We start from the raw sequence: 19,152 nt of genomic DNA, 5'->3' as shown, positions 1-19,152 counted from the left end.
ACTTTCGCTATATTATTACTAACACTCATTATTATAATAAACGACAATAGTGTTTGACCAAAATAATATCAAATAATGTAGAAAAGTTTCCCCCGACTTATCAATTTGATAAGTCACATAATTTTCAATAATATGTACTAAAAAACGCTATTATTTGTTATATACTGAACTTGTCAGGTTAACTGTAAAGAGAACTCCCCGTTCTTTGTGTTTGAGCCTACCCCGTTATTAAATATAAGTCAAAAAGAACTTGTAGCGTATCTACAAGTTCTTTTTTGATTTCAATCAATCTATTGCATCACACTTTGAAGTTATGTCAAAGTGTGATGCAAATCAAATTATTGATTCACCGCTTTTGCTACAAGCGCAGCATATGCTTCTGCACCTGTTTTCGTTAAATGTACGCCATCCGGCTCAAAATACGCCTTATTATCAGCACTTGCTGAATACCAATCGACTAACGTCACATTTTGGTACTCAGATGCTACTTCTTTTAATTTCCCATTCACTAATGATTCCCACGGACGTGGTACCCTCGTATTGATGAATATAATTTTACGTTCATTCCCAATCACTTTTATTAATGATACGAGTTGATCCTTTGTAAAGGCACCATTTGTACCTAATCCAATAATGACATGATTCCCTAAATTCCCCTCATTCTTTAGCTGTTCCACCACAGGAATTGCTTTAGACAGTTGGCGACCAATTTTTGCATCAATCCTAATATTAGGAAATGAATTTTTCAAATACGGGGCGACGTCAATCATAATAGAATCACCTACAGCTGTAACTGTTTGAGGACCTTTAGGCTGCGCAGCAGCTTCTTGTTTTTCTTTATTTCGAGGTGGCTCATCAGCTGGTTTTTCCCTAACTGCCACTGGATGTTTCGGTTTTTCTTTTTGTTCCGTTTGTACTGCTTCCACCTTATCTTTTTGAGGATTATCCTTCGCTTTACTAGCTGTTGATAATCCAAAAACAGCGATCGTAGAAACGAATAGTGCGCATACTAAGGCTAGCTTACCACTTAATGCTAAGTTTTTTATTCCCCAATTCCTAGAGCGAATATTCTTCAATGCCCCTTGTCGGATTGGATTTTCAATAAACTTCCATGAAATTTGTGCAGCTACTATAATAAGTAAAAATTGAAGAATTGCTCTTGTAAGCGAAAACTCTCCAGCATTTACCTTCGGAGTCGTTAACGTGATAATCGGATAATGCCAAAGATATATCCCATACGATCGTACTCCCATCCAACGCAGTGGTCTAAACCTTAAAAATTGAGCAATTCGGCTAGCTGGGTGAGCAAGGTTCGCCACTAATAAAGCAGTAGCAATTGATAAAATGACCATTCCTCCGCGATATAGAAACGGATCATATTGATTTGTCTTCCAAAACATAACGAGGATAATAATAAGAGCAATTCCTCCAACTACGTCAAGAATGAGACGTGCTTGTGGAATAATTTTATTTGCAAGCCTACTGCTTGGCCAAATTAAGGCAAGTGCCGCTCCAATCAATAAGGAAAAGGCCCTTGTATCAGTACCGTAATAAATTCTGCTTGGATCAGCTCCTGGTTCATACAGAAATGCCATTGCCAATGCAGAAGCAGCTGCCCCTAAAACAATGAATAAAATGATGTGTGATTTCTTTTTTATGTAACGAAACGCCAGGCTAATAATAAATGGCCAAATTACATAGAACTGTTCTTCAACAGCTAACGACCAAAAATGATTCAGTGGAGAAAGTTGGCTAAAACTATCAAAGTACGATAATTTATGATAAATATACCACCAGTTACTGAAATATAATAAAGCTGCTAGCGAATCCCCACGCATCTTTCCTAGCAAAGAACTATGAAAAATTGTAATCCATGCTAAAACAATTACAAGCATGACAAGCATTCCAGGAAGTAATCTCCTTGCCCTACTGAGCCAGAATTTCTTCAAGTCAATCCTCTTATTTCTCTTCCATTCTATAGCTAGAATATCTGTAATTAAATAACCCGAAAGTACAAAAAATACAGTAACACCTAGGAATCCTCCAGGCATCCAATTAAAATTAATATGATATAAAATGACGCCTAGTATAGCTAGGCCCCTTAGACTGTCCAATCCAACCATATAGCGACTACTTTTCTTTAATGGTTCGGGCATCCGCCAGTCACCCCCGTATTTCTCTAAAATTACGTGAATATTTACAATATAAAACTCTATCAATATGTATTACCTCTAAAAAATATGAACCGAATCAAAATATTACAAAACCTATTAACAAACACACTCAATTTTTATGATTGCATGCACAGTAACTAAAATTTTACCATGTTATGTATTAACATGAAATAGTCTCATTTATGAACTTTCATGTAAAAAAGGAGGTTATCCTAAAAATTCTATTTTTAGGATAACCTCCTTTCTTATTAACCGATACTCTGAACTCTACCAACTTTCCCATCTTGTAATCGTACTTTAATACCGTATGTATGCGTCTCCGTGTTTGTTAAAATAACGAACTTATTTAAGATAACAGATACAAGGGTATAGCTTTGTTGTAATTTATCGAATTTTCACTCAGTCACATCCAATTGTTTGTTTTTTAATAACTTCGCAAACAATAAACACGCTATCTTTTCTCATAACTGCTTGTTCTCTTTAATGAAAAAACAGAAAGTTCCGGCTTACTTAAAAACCGTACCGGCATTCTAGTAGTACCAATACCACGATTCACATACAACTGTAATGGCTTACTCTTTCCTTCCAATGAATAAAGTCCTTCTACATATTTATTTGCTAGTGAAGTAGTAATGATAGAACCTATGAACGGAAGCTGTACTTGTCCACCATGACTATGACCAGATAGTTGAAGGTCCACTGGATATTCAGATATTTGATCAACAGCATCTGGTTCATGTACTAACAGGAGATTAAAATCCTCTGCTCGAAGGTGCTGAAGAGTAGGTTTAACTTTTGGTTTTCCAAGTAAAAAATCATCTAGACCAGAAATGGTAATGTAATCACCATTGGCAACTTTAATCCTCTTCATTTCATTATTCAAAACAGTAAAGCCAGCCTTCTCCATATACTGTTCGTATAAGTGTCCCCCGCCACCTCCTCGATCATGATTGCCAAACACAGCATATTTTCCAAGAGGAGCGCGAATTTGTTTCAAAATCGTTTGTGAGTACTCTCTTTCCACAACATATTCTCCAAATTTATCAATTAAATCACCTGTAAAAACCACAATGTCAGGCTTTAGCTTATTGATTTTATCCACTAATATTTGCTGCTGTTTATGAGGAAAGTTTGGTCCGAAATGTGTATCTGAAAACTGTAAGATTTTCACATCATGAAAACCTTCTGGAATATTTGGATTTTCAATATCGTTCCATGTAACTGAAAATGATTTTGTTTCCAAATGAAAAGCATATACATAAATTGTTATTGGAAGAATGAATAGTATGAGGGAAATGATACATATTCTTCTAAACCGCAATAAGGAAGTACCTTCTTTGGCTTGTTCCAAAGAAGGTACTTCTTCGTTCAAATTCATTCTATTTGTTTTGGCGTGTTCTAAATTCGCTTTCATGTGTCCACCTCTAAATTCATCTTCATAAAAAGATACGATTTAAATAATGTTGTAGCATTTCTATGTTACAAACGTATGTCTTTTGAAAATTGAGGTGAACATGAGCAAACTAATTAAACCAAAATTAAGATTTGATGCAGCATGTGGTCCTTCTATTAAGGGGAAAAATGATAGGATATTTACTTCTACTATTAGAAGCAGTTTGGATGATTTTATAAGATTTTACCTTATGAGAGGAAGTAGCCAAATTTCCCATATGATGCATACAATTAATATAAATGTATAATCACCAAAATCTAATTTAGACCCCTTCTTTACATGCATATCCAACCAAATATGCATAAGTTTCATTCCCTTATATTTATAGACATTCTTCTTTGCAAATCGATAAACAAGAAGCTGTAATATCATAAATCCTGCTACAACTATAAGTAACAAAACGAGAAAGTCAATCACTCTATTTCTGCACTGATTTCTCTAATATACGATGTTCCAAAAGCCATTCTTCAAACTTAGCACTTCCAAATTCCCAGCTTAAGTCATTTGCAAGTACAGAAAAAACGCGATACCCGGAATAGTCATCCATAAATTCATCTTCCTGTACCTGTACTAGCGGAATCCCATAAAAAGCAAAGTTAAAAAATACATCCCACACATCTTCATGTTTTCTTTTATAAGCAATCGATTCCACATCAAATTCATCTCCAAAATAATCAAGATGTAAATGCATGCTATCATCATATTCATATTTCATTTTATCACCCCTTATATTTGTACTTCTTTATCATCCAAAAAATTCCTTCTACATCCACTCACATCTAGGCACTTACCTACATATTATGGCAGTAGATTCATTTCTAGGAGGTGTCACATTTTGAAAAAATTTATAGCTGTTTTTTGTATACTTGTACTTACTGTTTTTACGTTTGTGGCTTGTAGTAAAAAAAACGATACGAAGCAACAAGTGCAAAAGATTCGCATTGGTGAAGTTACACATTCCCTCTTCTACGCACCGTTATATGTTGGGATTGAAAAAGGATTCTTTAAAGAAGAAGGATTAGATATCGACCTACAAACGACAGCTGGTGGTGATAAAACAATGACTGCGCTGTTATCTGGTGGAATTGACATTGCACTTGTCGGCTCTGAAACATCCATTTATGTTCACCAGCAAGGAGCAAAAGACCCGGTTATTAACTTTGCTCAGCTCACGCAAACTGATGGTACATTTTTAGTTTCTCGCAAAAAATTAGACTCCTTTAATTGGAACGATGTGAAGGGCGTTACTTTCCTTGGTCAACGTAAAGGTGGTATGCCGCAAATGGTTGGGGAATACGTTTTGAAGAAAAATGGCATTGATCCACACAAAGATACAAATTTAATTCAAAATGTTGAGTTTGCTAATATCGCTAATGCCTTCGCGTCTGGTACAGGCGAATTTGTCCAGTTGTTTGAACCAACAGCGAGTATTTTTGAAAAAGAAGGAAAGGGCTATATCGTTGCTTCTTTTGGTACTGAATCTGGAACTGTTCCATACACAACATTTATGGCAAAAGAAAGCTTTTTAAAGAAAGACAAAGCAGCAGCGGAGAAATTCACACGTGCATTATATAAAGCACAACAATGGGTTGATACGCATAGTCCAGAAGAAATTGCCGAGGCTGTTACACCACTTTTTAAAGATACTTCAAAAGATATTACGGTAAAAGTAATCGAGCGCTACAAAAAGCAACATTCGTATGCGACGAATCCATTATTAGACGTGGAAGAATGGAAACAACTACAAAAAATTATGAAAGAAGCTGGAGAATTACAAAAAGAAGTTCCACATGAGGCGCTCGTCGATACAAAAATTGCCGAAAGCGTTATTAAGAAATAGAGGCGAATACAATGAGTTTCTTACAAATATCTAATGTTTCCCACTGCTTTTTTGCAAAAGAAAATGCCCGGCTCGTCCTCGGAGATATTAACTTACACGTAGAAGAAGGGGAATTTATTTCCTTTCTTGGCCCAAGCGGCTGTGGAAAAACAACGCTTCTTTCTATTATTGCAGGACTATTAAAACCAATTGAAGGTATTGTCTTTGTAGAAGATGAGCCAGTGACAAAATCAACTTCTTCAATGGGATATATGCTCCAACAAGATTACTTGTTTCCCTGGAAAACAATTGAAGAAAATATAATGCTTGGGCTGCACATTACAAAAACATATGGAGAGGAAACGAAAGAACATACCTTACAACTTTTAAAGCAAGTCGGCTTGCAAGGCGTAGAAAAGCAATCCCCTCGGGAACTATCCGGTGGTATGCGCCAACGGGCAGCACTCGTTCGTACACTTGCAACAAATCCAAAAATCCTGTTGCTTGATGAACCATTTTCAGCTCTTGATTATCAAACGAAATTAAAATTAGAGGAGCTCGTATTTTCTTTATTACACAAATATAAGAAAACATCTCTTCTCGTCACGCATGACATTGAAGAAGCAATCGCAATGAGTGATCGTATTTACTTGCTTCAAGCAAACCCTGGGAAAATCGCAAAAATATTTTCAGTACCAAAAAGCATCCGCTCCCTACCACCGTTACAAGCAAGGTACCACCCTGATTTTCCAGCCCTCTTTCAAGACATATGGAAGGAGCTGGAGCGCCTTGGATAATATAAAACAATTACACAAACAGTTTCGAAAAAAAGAGCGTCAGCGTACTTGGACAGCTGCCTCTTTACAATTTTTACTTCTCATTCTCTTCTTTACATTATGGGAAGTCTCCAGTAAACAGGAGTGGATCGATCCTTTACTCTTTAGCTCACCTTCAAGTATTTGGGAGTTATTTGTAAGTAAATGGGGAGACGGATCACTTTGGATTCACATATGGACGACACTGCTTGAGACAGGTATTGGTTTTATTCTCGGTACAGTTCTCGGAACAATTATCGCAACCGTTCTTTGGTGGATACCGCTTATAGCTCGCGTATTAGACCCATACCTTGTTGTGTTAAATGCAATGCCGAAAGTAGCACTTGGTCCGATTATTATCGTTATTTTCGGCCCAAACATCTCCTCTTCGATCGCAATGGGAGTTATTATTTCCATCATTATCACCATTCTTGTTATTTACAGTGCATTTCAAGAAGTTGATTCTAATTATATAAAAGTAATGGATACATTCGGCGCAAATAAATGGCAATGCTATAAACAAGTTATTTTACCGTCTTCCTTTCCAGCTATCATTTCAACTTTAAAAGTAAACGTTGGATTATCATGGGTTGGTGTTATTTTCGGTGAACTTCTTGTTTCCAAACAAGGACTCGGTTATTTAATTAGCTACGGATTCCAAGTATTTAACTTTACGCTTGTACTGCTGAGTGTATTACTGACATGTGCACTTGCTACTCTTATGTATGTGTTTGTTGAAGGATTCGAGAAATTATTAATAGGTAAGAAAAAAAGAAGCTGACTCAAAACAAAATACTTGGGTCAGCTCTTTCTTTTTTATACCATTATTTTTAAGAAATCCTAGCTTTTTTATTTCTGATCACATACTTTTGTATCGTTCATTACAGTGTTCCCTTGAATCATGACCGTATGAAAACAATCCTTCACACGCAATGTTACGATATTATCTTTCCGATCCACAATATGATACTCATCAAAATGTTGATTTAATGCAATACGGATTTGTTCTCCTTCGAAAATCGGAACACCATGAGACATTACCCAGATGAGACCAGCAATAGCAAGAATGGTTTTCATACGATCTACCTCCTTGAGAATGAATTCATTGCATCTTCAACATGCGCGTTATAATTGTGTCAATTTTGCGACAATACCCCTTTTATGCCTATTCTATTTGGAAATTCTGGTTCCTTCTTCCACGTCAAAAAGTTTTATACCATGCATTTTTTTAGAAATATGCGATAATTATTTCTAGGAAGTTTTTTCATTTTAAGGGGGATTATTATGATTCGTGCTGTGCTATTTGATTTAGATGGAACATTGTTAGATCGGCATCAATCTTTAGAACATTTTATTCATGAACAATATGATCGTTATGCTCATCATTTTACCAGCATTATTAAATCAGAATACTGTTCTCGTTTCATTCAGCTAGACAATAACGGCTATACTTGGAAAGATAAAGTATACGCTACCCTGCTTAAAGAATATGCAATTACAAGTGTGACAGCCGAACAACTCTTGCATGATTACGTAACAGAATTCGCAAACCACTGCATTCCTTTTCCAAATATGCATGAATTACTTCAGCAATTACAAAACAAGAATATTAAAGTGGGGATTATTACAAACGGCATAACCGAATTTCAAATGAACAATATTCGCGCTTTGAACTTACATACTTATACAAATACCATTCTCATTTCGGAAGCAGAAGGTATTAAGAAGCCACATCCAGCTATCTTTGAGCGTGCCCTCAAACAATTAAACGTCCAATCAGAAGAATGTATCTATGTTGGAGATCATCCGGAAAACGATGTAACCGGTGCTGAAAACGCCGGGATTCCTGCAGTTTGGAAGAAAGATTCATTTTGGGGAGAGTTTGAACATTCTCGTGTAGTTGAAAATTTACTTGAGGTACTTTCATTCGTAAAACTTGGATAAATAAGTCGTCACCCTTAAAGAATTCACTTTTCACGTTAGTATAAAGCTAAAGTTGTAATTCATCAGATACAAAAACGCCATCCTTTCCTATAATTCTAGAGAAAGAATGGCGTTTTTTCATTTTAAGAGTGTATTTCTTTTTCCTAGCTTACTAGCAATGTTACGCTACCTCTAATTAGAAAAATATTTTAGAACTCCTTCAAACACAGATTGTGCCAGTACATTTTGATATTTGTCAGAAGTCAATTTTACTCTTTCATTAGGATTTGATAAAAATCCTGTTTCTACTAATATAGGTGGTGCACTATTATCTGCCTTTAACACACGAAGTTCTGGTCGATCTTTTACAAATCTATTTTTAGCACCTGTATTTTTAATTAAAGCATTCTGTACAGCATTTGCTAAAGTAAGTGCTTGTTTACTTTTTGGGTGTTCAGAATTATATAACGTTTCAATTCCTTCTGCTGCAGTCGCATCAGCTGAATTTACATGCACACTAACAAAAATATCTGCTTTGTTTTCATTTGAAATACGAACACGATCTCCTAATGGAATAAAGATATCTGTTGCTCGTGTCATCACAACATTTGAACCACTCTGAGCTAATAAACTCTTTAACTTCAAACCTACTTGCAGGGCAATCGTTTTTTCATATATATTTTCATATAATGTCCCTGAATCATATCCACCATGTCCTGGATCAACTATAATTGTTTTACCAAATATGATTGGATTGTCAATCCAAACACCATTTGTATCAAAATAGTATACTTTACCATTCTCATCTAACCATCCGATTTTCATTGCCCCATTGCCTTGCAGGTAGTACCAAGTTGTTCCTTCCTGTAGCCAACCTGTTTTCATTGCTCCGTTGCTTTGCAGATAGTACCAAGTTGTTCCTTCCTGCAACCAGCCTGTTTGCATTGCTCCACTATTTTGCAGGTAATACCAGGTTGTTCCTTCCTGCAACCAGCCCATTTGCATTGCTCCGCTTCCGTTGAAGTAGTACCATGCTCCATTAATTGACTGCCAATCTGTTTGCATTGCTCCGCTTCCGTTGAAGTAGTACCATGCTCCATTAATTGACTGCCAATTTGTTTGCATTGCTCCACTTCCGTTGAAGTAGTACCATGCTCCATTAATTGACTGCCAGCCTGTTTGCATTGCTCCACTTCCGTTGAAGTAGTACCATGCTCCATTAATTGACTGCCAACCTGTTTTCGCTGCTCCGCTGCTTTCTAAATAATATTTTTTATCCCCAAGCTGCAGCCAACCTGTTTTCATTACTCCATCGCTTTCGAAGTAATATTTTTTATCCCCAAGCTGCAACCAGCCTATTTTCATTGCTCCATTGCTTTCTAAATAATATTTTTTATCTCCAAGCTGTAGCCAGCCTATTTTCATTGCTCCATTGCTTTCTAAATAATACCAAGTTGTTCCTTCCTGCAACCAGCCCGTTTTCATTGCTCCACTACTTTGCAGGTAATACCAGGTTGTCCCTTCCTGTAACCAGCCCGTTTTCATTGCTCCATTGCTTTGCAAGTAATACCAGGTTGTCCCTTCTTGCAACCAGCCTGTTTTCATTGCCCCATCTTGTTGCAAATAGTACCAAGTAGTCCCTTCTTGCAGCCAACCCGTTTTCTGTTTTCCATCTGGCTGAATATAATACCACTTATTATCTCTATTCACCCAACCTACTTGTGTTTTAGGTGCTGCCTGTACTGTTTTAACAGTAGTTTGATTCGTTTCTATTTCACTAGTACCTAGTGGTTGCTCACTTTTTACACCTGCTGTTCCAGGCTGCTTTGTTATATCTTGTTGTATTGTCTTTTGTTCTTGCTGTTTTTGCTCAGGTAATAGCTGATCTTGCTGTTTAGATTGTTCTTGTTGCTCAGTACTAATTTCTTGTTCTTGCTTCTTTTGCTCAGGTAGTAATTGATTGCCCTGTTTAGATTGTTCTTGTTGCTCAGTACTAATTTCTTGTTCTTGCTTCTTTTGCTCGGGTAGTAATTGATTGCCCTGTTTAGATTGTTTTTGTTGCTCAGTACTAATTTTTTGTTCCAAAGGTAGCTGTTCATTCTCTGTTTCAGCCAAAGCTTGCATTGGGCTAAGCACATAGCCTAATGTTAAAACAGCTACTGCAGTTTTCTTCAACATGTGTAGTTCACCTTTCCTTATCCACTTGATTTAAAAATATAAAGATCTAATTCTAGCAAGATAATTAAAAACTCAACATTTGATTTCTATAAACATATTAAATCAAAAAAAAGCAGCCCCCAAACGTTTCAAGGCCCTATGTAGCGCGATATGACTACATAGGGCCTTTTAGTTTGGAGATTGCCATAAGTCAAGTTCTCAAAATCCACTAGGATTAGGTGTTACTATACACTAATTTTCATAATTCAATTTAACTCTAATGTTATAATATCAACATTCTAAATGCAATTAAAAAGATAAATTTTCCTTTTTAAGTTTTTGTTAACTGAATAATATTAAGACAATATATTATTCAGTTAATCCAGTGAGTTTTTGATTGCATGTAATAGTATTAGTTATAACTCTTTGTATTTTTATTGCATATATGTAAGGTGTATACTCATACGCACAAACCTTCTTTTTATGTTAATGTTCCTTAAATCATTTTTTTATTATAGGATTCGAACGAGTGAAGCATTTTACAGGGGAGCCAGAAAAAAATTAATTTATTTTTATGAAATAGCTATTTTGTCTTCCCTTTATATAAATTCACTCTATGATACATATCGTGAATTTGTTTCTATCTTTTTTAACACTCCATATAAGTTTTTCCATGAATATATATTGGTAGCACTACATTACAAATACTCCGCCGGAATATATACCGAAGGAACAAATATAATTTTAATAACAAAAAGAACCCGGCCCTTTACTTCGTAAAACAGCCGAGTTCTTCTATATGTTTCATCGTACGCGCTAATACATCGTCACGCATAATAAAGCTAAATTTCCTATCAGTTTTAATGTTATCCGGGATTTCTTTTAATAGAACAGACCCTTTTGTCTCTTCATAGTGCGTATGTTCTTCTACTGCACTAATTGTTGCGAAATAAATGTTTTTAATGATTATTTTGTCTTTTCCAGATACTTTGTATTGTCCTAAGTAAGTTAAATCAGAAACAATACCACCGGTTTCTTCATGAACCTCTCGAACTGCCGCTTCTTCCGGTGTTTCCCCCAGCTCCACCTTGCCACCTGGAAATTCAAGACCGCGGCGCAAATGATGCGTTAATAACCATTGATCCCCGTACCGGCATACAACCCAAACATGCTTTGGCTCAGGAGAAAATGGGTAACGTTCAAACGATAATTGTACATTGTTGTGGTAATAATCTTTAAATTTGTACATGCCATTACTCCCCTATAGATGGTTACAAGTTTTTCCTACCACAAATTGTAGCACAATTCTCATTCATATGCATAATGTTATCCAACTACAATCCATTGATTATTCCCATTTGCGCGACTAATTCTTTCGTTTCATGATTCCCTAAATCATAGATCATCTTATAGGCTTTCTGCAGTTGTTCATCATACCGGTCATTATTCGAATCATGATGATACTCAACATACGGAACGTGCGAACGTACAAAAGAGCCAAGATCTTCACGATACGCTTGATCGAAGTATTCCCGAAGCTGGGTAATTTCCTCATCATTCGCCTGGATTTCAAAGCTATATGTATCTGCCGTTTTCACCTGCGAAATCTGACCATTTCCTACTGATATATAGTAAGTTTTCTTATTATCCATATAACGCCCTTCTTTCACCCTTTTACTTTCTATTGTTTTCAACAATTACAAAATTATGTAAAACGAAGTTTCATTTAATGGTAAAATTAAGAAAAGGAGGGGAACTGGATGTTAAAAATATTAATCATCGGCGTCATTATTGTCATTCTCGTATTGGTACTCTCTGTGTTAACGATTAATAAGGGCTATTCATATAAACATTCGGTTGATAAACCAGAGGACAATCCTTATCTGGCAAATAAAAAGGAGGATCAATAATATGCTTCGTATACTCCGCCTCTTAACTGCTTTCATTGTCATTATCGTATCCTTGTACAGTCTATTTACACATAATGATTCATTTCTTACTCTTTCACAATTTTTCTTAGGAGCCTTAATGTTTATAATCGCGATTGAACAAATACAAAAGAAAGACCCAAGCACAGGTTTGACCTGTATGGTAGCAGGAATTTTCGTGTGGGCTGTTCTCGCAGTAAAGTATATTATGTAACGACTATTTTCTTACGGAGGGATTAATATGCTAAAAATCGCTCGAATTACATTTGCACTCATTGCACTCGCTTTGTCTATCTATAGTTTTATCACAGATAACAGAGACATTATGCTTTATATGTTCATTACTTTAGGTTTAATGTCTTTCACTATGAGCATCGAGGAATTACGTGAACAAAAGAAAGTAAGCGGAACAATGTGTTTTCTAGTTGGAGCTATCGTTTTATTCATCGCTATATCAGAATTACTCCGCTAATATAAATTTTCAAAGGAGAGAATGAAATGCTAACTGGATTACGTATTTTCTTCGTACTACTGACACTTGTTCTTTTAGGCTATTACTATTTTACCAAAACTGATGTACTCCCTTACATGCAGCTCTCACTCGCATGTATGTTCATTATCATGGGCATTTCTGAAATGAAAGCGCGGAGAAAAACATTAGGGATTGCTTCTTTTTTGGTTTCTGGTTTTATCTTCTTCATTGTAATTTCTATACTTTTACGATAAAAAGATAAAAGCTATCTTCCCACTTAATGTAGAAAAGATAGCCCTTTTCGTTACTCTTGTGCTTTATTTGATCAAAGTAGTTCTATCCCATTTATTGAACAAACTGTTTTGGATATTCTTTTATATGCTTATCATCGTCACGCCAATCATAAGTTTCTTTCTTTGAAATATCTAACGCTTGATCTCCAATTCTAACTCTATCTTTATCTATCCATTCAATGTGTGGATCTGTATCTGGATAGTTCCAATATACATTTTTGACAGAATTGGAACTAAGGTTAACTAATTCTCCTCTAACAGCATCTGCACTTAATGATCCGGCGTTATGAAAATAAGTTTTTATAGCATGTTTTCCATCTGGAGATTTCACAGTTCGAATCAATTCTCCTTTCGGAACGCCTTGCAAACTAAAAAACTTCCAATATCCGAAGCCAATGATCATTACTAGCGCAATAAATAATACCAATGCTACTTTTCTCTTTGTCTTTTTGATTTGAATTTTTGCATCGTCCACTCAATCATCCCCTGTAATCTTGAATATAATCCTTTTAAACCCATATTACACCACACACTAACCCATTAATATACCCCCATAAAAAGAAACTCCTGTTTCAATAAGCAGGAGTTTCTTTTTTCATTTATTCATTTACTAAAAACTACTTTTCCTAATGTTTAATTTCGTTGACAAAATTACCTTTTTAGCTACATTCCGTCCTGAAAATCTTTCCATTAATAAATCTACTGCTGTTTCTCCCATAAGTCCCGTATATACTTTCACTGTACTGAGCGCAGGAGAAAGATACTGAGAAATACTGAGATCATTTACACCAATTATATTTACTCTTTCTGGAACAGGAATCTCACATTCATGTAATGCCCGCAAACATCCGATTGCCATAGCATCATTTCCAACAAAAAAAGCCGTCGGTAACTGACCCTGCTGCTCTTCTATCGCCTGCTTCATTAATAAATAACCATCGTTTACTGAAAACTGACCCGTGTATATATAATTTTCATAAAATAATTCTTTTTCCTTGATATATTTTATAAAGGCACGTTCCCTTGGATCTTCAATTTCAGAAGTCTGATCTTTAAATGTTTCCCGTCCTCCTATGTATCCAATCTTTTGATGTTCCTTTTCTATTAAATGATCAATCACCTTCATGGTTACCTTTTCAAAATCTACCACAACCGCATCAAAAATATCTTCATTTGGAGAATAATCTACAAATACAATGTTTTTTGTTATCGTTTCAAATAAACTTATTTCTCGTTCACTAAACTTCCCTATTGCAATCATGCCTTGAATGTTTTCTTGCATCAACTCTTCCATTTGGCTATGAAAAAGTTTTACAATTTTCAAACCTTTCTGTTCACATCTTTTTTCTATTCCTAAACGAATGGACATATAATATAAATCGTTAAGCTCTTCTTCTTCTGTATACCAATGAACCAAAGTAATTTTTGGCAATTCTTTTTTACGCTTTGTACGCTTCTTATAAGAAAACTCCTCTGCTGCCTCAAATATCCTCTTCTTCGTTCCATCACTGACAGAAAGCAATGGATCATTATTTAACACCCGAGAAACAGTAGCGATGAATACGCCTGCCTTCTCTGCTATATCTTTAATCGTTGCCATACCTGATTCACCTACTCTTCTCAATTATTCAATCCGAAACGTATATTTCGTTGAGGAGGAGAATAATTGATTTTTATTTAAAATATAAGAAGGGAAATTCGGATGATGAATGGCATCAGGCAATCCTTGCGTTTCTAGACAAAGCCCTAAATACTTTTTGGATTGTACCCCACATATTTCAAAATCACCTGGTAATTGGTTTCCTGTGTACAAAACTACCCCAACTTCATCTGTTTCCACAACTAATTTGCGACCACTTTCTTCATCCCATAATATGATTTCCTGATCGCAGTTGCTGTTCAAAAGAAAAGGATGATCATATCCTTTTCCTACTAATTCATTTTGATAATAGCGAGAATATATTCCCTCTTTTATTTGCCTTCCTGCTCGGAAATCGAAGGGCGTATCTATTACATCCTATATTTCACCCGTTGGTAATAATTGCTCGTTTAATTCTAGAAATTGATCACTATTCATTTTTAAAGTATGCTGTAAGACATCCCGTTTTAAATTACCACTTAAGTTAAAATACGTATGATTTGTTACGTTTAATATGGTCGTTTTATCTGACTGCGCTTCATAACGAATCAAAAATTCATTCGCGTTATTTAATGTATAAATCACTTTTACATGTACAGTTCCTGGATATCCTTCTTCTCCGTTAGGGCTAGTATAAGTAAATTCAATTCCAGTTTCCTTCTCATTTCCTATTATTTTAGCATCCCAAACGATATAACTAAATCCTTTTAAACCACCATGGAGATGATTGTCTTGATCGTTTTTTACTAGCGTATATGTGTTGCCATCCAACTCAAATTGAGCACCTTTGATTCTACCAGCCACTCTTCCTACAACTGCTCCAAAGTATGGAGAATATCTCTCATAGTTTTCTAATTCTTCAAAACCTAAAACGATATTTTCATAATTTCCTTTCCTATCAGGAGTAATGATTTTTGTAATCACACAACCGTAATTTAAACACGTAACTTCTATATCATTGTCATTTTTTAATGTATAAGCGTACACATCTTCTCCATTTACTTTACCAAATACATTTTGAAAGACTTTCATATCCCCAACTTCCGCTCCTCTAAACTTTGTATAAAACGTTTAAATGCAGCTATTCCTTCATCGTTTCGTTTGAAAACCCCAGCATCTTCTAATGCCCTTAAAAATTTAGCCGCTAACTCTTTTTGAACAATATGGTGAATATCCTCTTCATTCGCTTCCTTTTTATACCGCTCTCTCAGTTGTTCTGCCCATTGTTTGTGATATTCCGCTACACAATTGTCTTTATACAATATATATCGTTCTACCTCTTGTAGTTCTAATTTCAGCCTTGCTGGAAGTACAGCTAATCCCATCACTTCAATTAAACCGACGTTTTCCTTCTTAATATGTTGTACATCCTGATGCGGATGAAAGATACCAAAGGGATACTTCTCACTTGTACGATTATTTCGTAATACGAGGTCCAACTCATACTGTTCATTTCGCTTGCGAGCAATAGGCGTAATCGTATTATGTGGCACACCGTCTGTATGTGCGTAAATATGAACAGATGAATCGCTATATTGCTTCCATTTTTCCAAAATGTAATCGGCTACATTTACTAATAAATTAGAATCCTTACCTTTTAAGCGAATAACCGACATGGGCCATTTCACTACCGAACATTGAACCCCCGGAAATCTATCCAATTTAAATGCATAATCATCTGCTGCTTTTGCCATCGCAAATTCATATTTACCACCTTGATAATGATCATGTGATAAAATAGACCCGCCTACAATAGGTAAATCAGCATTGGAGCCAATAAAATAATGAGGGAACCGTTTCACAAAAGAAAGTAATCTTCCGAAAGCTTGGCAATTTATTTCCATATTCCGATGCATTTCTGCTAGCACAATGCAATGTTCGTTATAGTACACATAAGGAGAATATTGTAAGTACCATCGCTCTCCTAATAATTCCATTCGAATCATTCTATGGTTAGAACGTGCAGGATGGCCAATTCTGCCCACATATCCTTCATTTTCAATACAAAGCAAACATTTCGGATAATCCGTATTTTGTATTACGTTTTCGTTTACAATTTCCCTTGGATCTTTTTCCGGTTTAGATAAATTGATCGTAATGTCCAATTCTCCATACTCTGTATTAGCTTTATAACTAATATTTTTTTGAACACGCTTCGTTTGAATATAGTTGCTTATTCGACTTAATTCATAAAAATAATTGGTTGCATATTCTGGATGACACTCATAATGTTGATAGAAACATTGATTAATAGTCGATGGTTTTGACACGAAGCAGTTCATAATTTGATTCGCTAATATTTCTCTATTGTGAGAATGACCATCGATAATTCCTTGTTCACTCGCATACTGAACTAAATCTTCTAGTAAATCTGTTATTTCTTTTTCTTCCGCTTTACTTTTTTGCATTTCAAAACGCTCTAAATGAAGAAGGTGAAGAATTTGATTTCTTATATAAATTCCATCTTCTCTTTCGATAAACCGAAGTGAACATGCCCGTTTTATAAGTTGCTCAATGACTTGATAAACATTCATGATACTTTCCCTCCGCTGAATCGTTATATCCATTCGGATTATTTTCATACCCATCCTAAACATCTATAAAGAGAAATAAAATAGTTATACATTAACTGTAACTACTACATTGAAGTTTGCTCTATTAATTGCTATACAAGCACAGGAACTAATATAATATGCCATTTATTGCATGGCCTCTTTCTGTAATTCTCTTGCCCCATCCCCAATCTCGGCAACATAAAATGTCGCTTCGTAACCGATGGTGTCTCTATATTTTTGTCCAACGTTACAAATAAATTGATCCGTATATTCTTTCTCAACGATCACAATCGCACAACCACCAAACCCTGCACCTGTCATACGTGCTCCTATAACCCCTTCTTGTTTCCAAGCTGATTCAACCAATGTATTTAGTTCTCGTCCTGTCACTTCATAATCATCACGTAAAGAACAATGAGATTCATTCATCAATCTTCCAAATTCTTTTATATTATTTTCTTTTAACTCTTTTACAGATTGCAATGTTCGACAGTTTTCATACACAACATGTTTAGCCCGTTTTCTTAAGCTATCTTCCTTAATTACATGCTTATATTGTTCAAACATTTTTTCAGTTAGTTCTCCTAAGGAGCTTATATCAATTACCTCTTGCAATTTTGCAAGTGCCAGTTCACATTCCATTCTTCTCTCATTATACTTAGAAGCAGTAAGCTCTCGACGCTTGTTCGTATTCATAATAATGATATTGTAGTTATCCAACTGCAATGGCGCATACGTAAAATTCAGTGTTTGACAATTCAACAACATCCCATATCTTGCTTTTCCCATCCCAATAGCAAATTGATCCATAATACCACTATTTACACCGATAAAATAATTCTCCACCTTTTTACCAATTTTAACTAATTCTATACGATCTAATTCAAATTGGAATAATCCTTCCATCGTTACTCCTGTTACAAGCTCAATAGAGGCAGATGATGACAATCCCGCACCGTTTGGAATATTTCCATAAAACATAATGTTAATTCCTGAATCAATGCTATATCCAGCTTCTATGAGATAACGAATCATACCTTTTGGATAATTCGCCCAATCATGTTCTTGCTTATAATCTAATTCGTGTAAAGAAAATGAAATAACACCCTTTTCGGGGAAGTTCAGTGAATAGGCACATATTAACGCATCATCTCGTTTACTTGCTAACGCATAAGTGCCGAACGTAATGGCACATGGAAACACATTTCCTCCGTTATAATCAGTATGTTCTCCAATCAAATTAATCCGACCAGGAGCAAAGAAAGTACGATACTCCTCTTGGTGAAATATTTTCTTAAAACTCTCCATTAACTGGTTATGTATCATCTAAGATCCTCCTCATGCTATTTATCCCGCATTAACGGGCAGTAAGACCCCCACCTCAAATTTCAGCAAGAGCAAAGAAGTTAAGTCGGGAATCAACTGCCCGTAAAAGCCCGATTGGTGAAGGCTAATAATCATTGTGGGATGAAGACCCCCCAATGATTAAAGTTTCACTTTATACTGAATTTCCTTTATCCCATACACAACTCGGCTTCTAAATCTGGTTTACTGCCCATTAAACTATGAAATCTATAATGCCCACTATCTCCCATCTTCGCACGAATTGTTTTCCTTCCTAACTTCGAGTTCATTCTACTAAAAAATAAAGTCATATTATCTTTTTACTAAAAAAATTCAAAAAAGTCAAAATATTTTCAGTAAAAAACATTGTCATATCGCTATATATTTTAGTAAAAAACACTACACCTTTTTACTTTATATTTTAAACTAGACTGAAAAATATACATAGGAGACCACGAAAGAAAATCTAACTAAAAACCATGCTCTCTGTTTTTCAGAAAAACGATCATTTAACTGCTAATCCATTATCTAATTTTATTAATGATGCTGGAGTGATTAAAGAGGCTTATTTTTATTCGAT

Annotated in this window: 20 protein-coding genes and 2 pseudogenes; 8 read left to right on the top strand and 14 right to left on the bottom strand. The window is 35.4% G+C overall.

Annotated features, from left to right (window positions below; genetic code table 11):
- Nucleotides 1-338: 338 nt before the first annotated feature.
- The 5 genes and pseudogenes from JDS96_RS08985 to JDS96_RS08970 all read right to left on the bottom strand — a co-directional run bounded on the left by JDS96_RS08985 (nt 339) and on the right by JDS96_RS08970 (nt 4,342).
- Nucleotides 339-2,156: an acyltransferase family protein gene (locus JDS96_RS08985; protein ID WP_199666631.1), complete on the bottom strand. Its 1,818-nt coding sequence runs from the start codon at nt 2,154-2,156 to the stop codon at nt 339-341.
- A 266-nt stretch (nt 2,157-2,422) separates the two neighbouring features.
- A pseudogene (locus JDS96_RS33235) lies at nt 2,423-2,509 on the bottom strand (DUF2196 domain-containing protein); the annotation flags it as partial.
- 116 nt (nt 2,510-2,625) lie between these two features.
- Nucleotides 2,626-3,588 carry a metallophosphoesterase gene (locus JDS96_RS08975; RefSeq protein ID WP_374220995.1) on the bottom strand — a complete coding sequence of 321 codons (963 nt, stop codon included), beginning with the start codon at nt 3,586-3,588 and terminating at the stop codon, nt 2,626-2,628.
- 222 nt (nt 3,589-3,810) lie between these two features.
- Entirely contained in the window at nt 3,811-4,044 is a 234-nt protein-coding gene (locus JDS96_RS31960) for a hypothetical protein (protein WP_018782069.1), read from the bottom strand.
- Nucleotide 4,045: 1 nt separating this feature from the next.
- The gene (locus JDS96_RS08970) at nt 4,046-4,342 is read right to left on the bottom strand and encodes a DUF3986 family protein (RefSeq protein ID WP_003201279.1); all 297 of its coding nucleotides are present in this window, start codon (nt 4,340-4,342) and stop codon (nt 4,046-4,048) included.
- Nucleotides 4,343-4,462: 120 nt separating this feature from the next.
- Here JDS96_RS08970 and JDS96_RS08965 point away from each other — a divergent pair, with 120 nt between their 5' ends.
- From JDS96_RS08965 to JDS96_RS08955, 3 genes are read left to right on the top strand one after another with little or no spacing between them, the layout of a single operon-like run.
- Nucleotides 4,463-5,467 (top strand): ABC transporter substrate-binding protein, encoded by a 1,005-nt coding sequence (locus tag JDS96_RS08965; protein WP_033796488.1) that lies wholly within the window; start codon nt 4,463-4,465, stop codon nt 5,465-5,467.
- An 11-nt stretch (nt 5,468-5,478) separates the two neighbouring features.
- On the top strand, nt 5,479-6,243 hold the full coding sequence (locus JDS96_RS08960; RefSeq protein WP_199666630.1) for an ABC transporter ATP-binding protein: 765 nt from the start codon (nt 5,479-5,481) through the stop codon (nt 6,241-6,243).
- Nucleotides 6,236-7,042 (top strand): ABC transporter permease, encoded by an 807-nt coding sequence (locus tag JDS96_RS08955; protein ID WP_199666629.1) that lies wholly within the window; start codon nt 6,236-6,238, stop codon nt 7,040-7,042. The genes JDS96_RS08960 and JDS96_RS08955 overlap by 8 nt, the downstream gene beginning before the upstream one ends.
- A gap of 68 nt (nt 7,043-7,110) precedes the next feature.
- Here JDS96_RS08955 and JDS96_RS08950 read toward each other — a convergent pair whose 3' ends face one another.
- Nucleotides 7,111-7,338, bottom strand: coding sequence for a hypothetical protein (locus JDS96_RS08950; RefSeq protein ID WP_199666628.1), 228 nt, complete (start codon nt 7,336-7,338; stop codon nt 7,111-7,113).
- Nucleotides 7,339-7,545: 207 nt separating this feature from the next.
- Between JDS96_RS08950 and JDS96_RS08945 the strand changes: the two genes are divergently transcribed.
- The gene (locus JDS96_RS08945; RefSeq protein ID WP_018764598.1) at nt 7,546-8,205 is read left to right on the top strand and encodes an HAD family hydrolase; all 660 of its coding nucleotides are present in this window, start codon (nt 7,546-7,548) and stop codon (nt 8,203-8,205) included.
- Nucleotides 8,206-8,376: 171 nt separating this feature from the next.
- Here the strand turns inward: JDS96_RS08945 and JDS96_RS08940 are convergent, their stop codons facing one another.
- The 3 genes from JDS96_RS08940 to JDS96_RS08930 all read right to left on the bottom strand — a co-directional run bounded on the left by JDS96_RS08940 (nt 8,377) and on the right by JDS96_RS08930 (nt 11,993).
- Complete coding sequence (locus JDS96_RS08940; RefSeq protein WP_199666627.1) at nt 8,377-10,362, bottom strand: N-acetylmuramoyl-L-alanine amidase; 1,986 nt, start codon at nt 10,360-10,362, stop codon at nt 8,377-8,379.
- A gap of 748 nt (nt 10,363-11,110) precedes the next feature.
- Nucleotides 11,111-11,590, bottom strand: a complete 480-nt coding sequence (mutTA, locus tag JDS96_RS08935; RefSeq protein WP_199666626.1) for an antimutator 8-oxo-(dGTP/GTP)ase — start codon at nt 11,588-11,590, stop codon at nt 11,111-11,113.
- 85 nt (nt 11,591-11,675) lie between these two features.
- The gene (locus JDS96_RS08930) at nt 11,676-11,993 is read right to left on the bottom strand and encodes an HAD family hydrolase (RefSeq protein WP_018764600.1); all 318 of its coding nucleotides are present in this window, start codon (nt 11,991-11,993) and stop codon (nt 11,676-11,678) included.
- A gap of 108 nt (nt 11,994-12,101) precedes the next feature.
- Here JDS96_RS08930 and ytzI point away from each other — a divergent pair, with 108 nt between their 5' ends.
- Genes ytzI through JDS96_RS08910 form a run of 4 tightly spaced genes read left to right on the top strand, consistent with a single transcriptional unit; the run spans nt 12,102 to nt 12,995 of the window.
- A complete protein-coding gene (gene ytzI, locus JDS96_RS08925) occupies nt 12,102-12,251 on the top strand; it encodes a YtzI protein (protein WP_016116776.1) in 150 nt (49 codons plus the stop codon).
- A gap of 1 nt (nt 12,252) precedes the next feature.
- The gene (locus JDS96_RS08920) at nt 12,253-12,483 is read left to right on the top strand and encodes a DUF3953 domain-containing protein (protein ID WP_018764602.1); all 231 of its coding nucleotides are present in this window, start codon (nt 12,253-12,255) and stop codon (nt 12,481-12,483) included.
- A gap of 27 nt (nt 12,484-12,510) precedes the next feature.
- On the top strand, nt 12,511-12,741 hold the full coding sequence (locus tag JDS96_RS08915; RefSeq protein ID WP_199666625.1) for a DUF3953 domain-containing protein: 231 nt from the start codon (nt 12,511-12,513) through the stop codon (nt 12,739-12,741).
- Nucleotides 12,742-12,767: 26 nt separating this feature from the next.
- A complete protein-coding gene (locus JDS96_RS08910) occupies nt 12,768-12,995 on the top strand; it encodes a DUF3953 domain-containing protein (protein WP_033796509.1) in 228 nt (75 codons plus the stop codon).
- A gap of 91 nt (nt 12,996-13,086) precedes the next feature.
- Here the strand turns inward: JDS96_RS08910 and JDS96_RS08905 are convergent, their stop codons facing one another.
- The 5 genes and pseudogenes from JDS96_RS08905 to JDS96_RS08885 form a co-directional block, all read right to left on the bottom strand.
- The gene (locus JDS96_RS08905) at nt 13,087-13,509 is read right to left on the bottom strand and encodes a DUF5412 domain-containing protein (protein WP_199666624.1); all 423 of its coding nucleotides are present in this window, start codon (nt 13,507-13,509) and stop codon (nt 13,087-13,089) included.
- A gap of 135 nt (nt 13,510-13,644) precedes the next feature.
- Complete coding sequence (locus JDS96_RS08900) at nt 13,645-14,634, bottom strand: LacI family DNA-binding transcriptional regulator (protein WP_199666623.1); 990 nt, start codon at nt 14,632-14,634, stop codon at nt 13,645-13,647.
- A 24-nt stretch (nt 14,635-14,658) separates the two neighbouring features.
- Nucleotides 14,659-15,705, bottom strand: a pseudogene (locus JDS96_RS08895) (aldose epimerase family protein).
- The gene (galT, locus tag JDS96_RS08890; protein WP_199666622.1) at nt 15,702-17,207 is read right to left on the bottom strand and encodes a UDP-glucose--hexose-1-phosphate uridylyltransferase; all 1,506 of its coding nucleotides are present in this window, start codon (nt 17,205-17,207) and stop codon (nt 15,702-15,704) included. The pseudogene JDS96_RS08895 and the gene galT overlap by 4 nt, the downstream one beginning before the upstream one ends.
- Nucleotides 17,208-17,372: 165 nt before the next feature.
- Nucleotides 17,373-18,554, bottom strand: coding sequence for a galactokinase (locus JDS96_RS08885; protein ID WP_199666621.1), 1,182 nt, complete (start codon nt 18,552-18,554; stop codon nt 17,373-17,375).
- Nucleotides 18,555-19,152 lie beyond the last annotated feature (598 nt).

Source organism: Bacillus cereus group sp. N21 (assembly GCF_016483395.1).
GTDB lineage: Bacteria > Bacillota > Bacilli > Bacillales > Bacillaceae_G > Bacillus_A > Bacillus_A pseudomycoides.
Note: the sequence above shows the minus strand (reverse complement) of the source record. Positions and strands in the feature narration are given on the sequence as shown.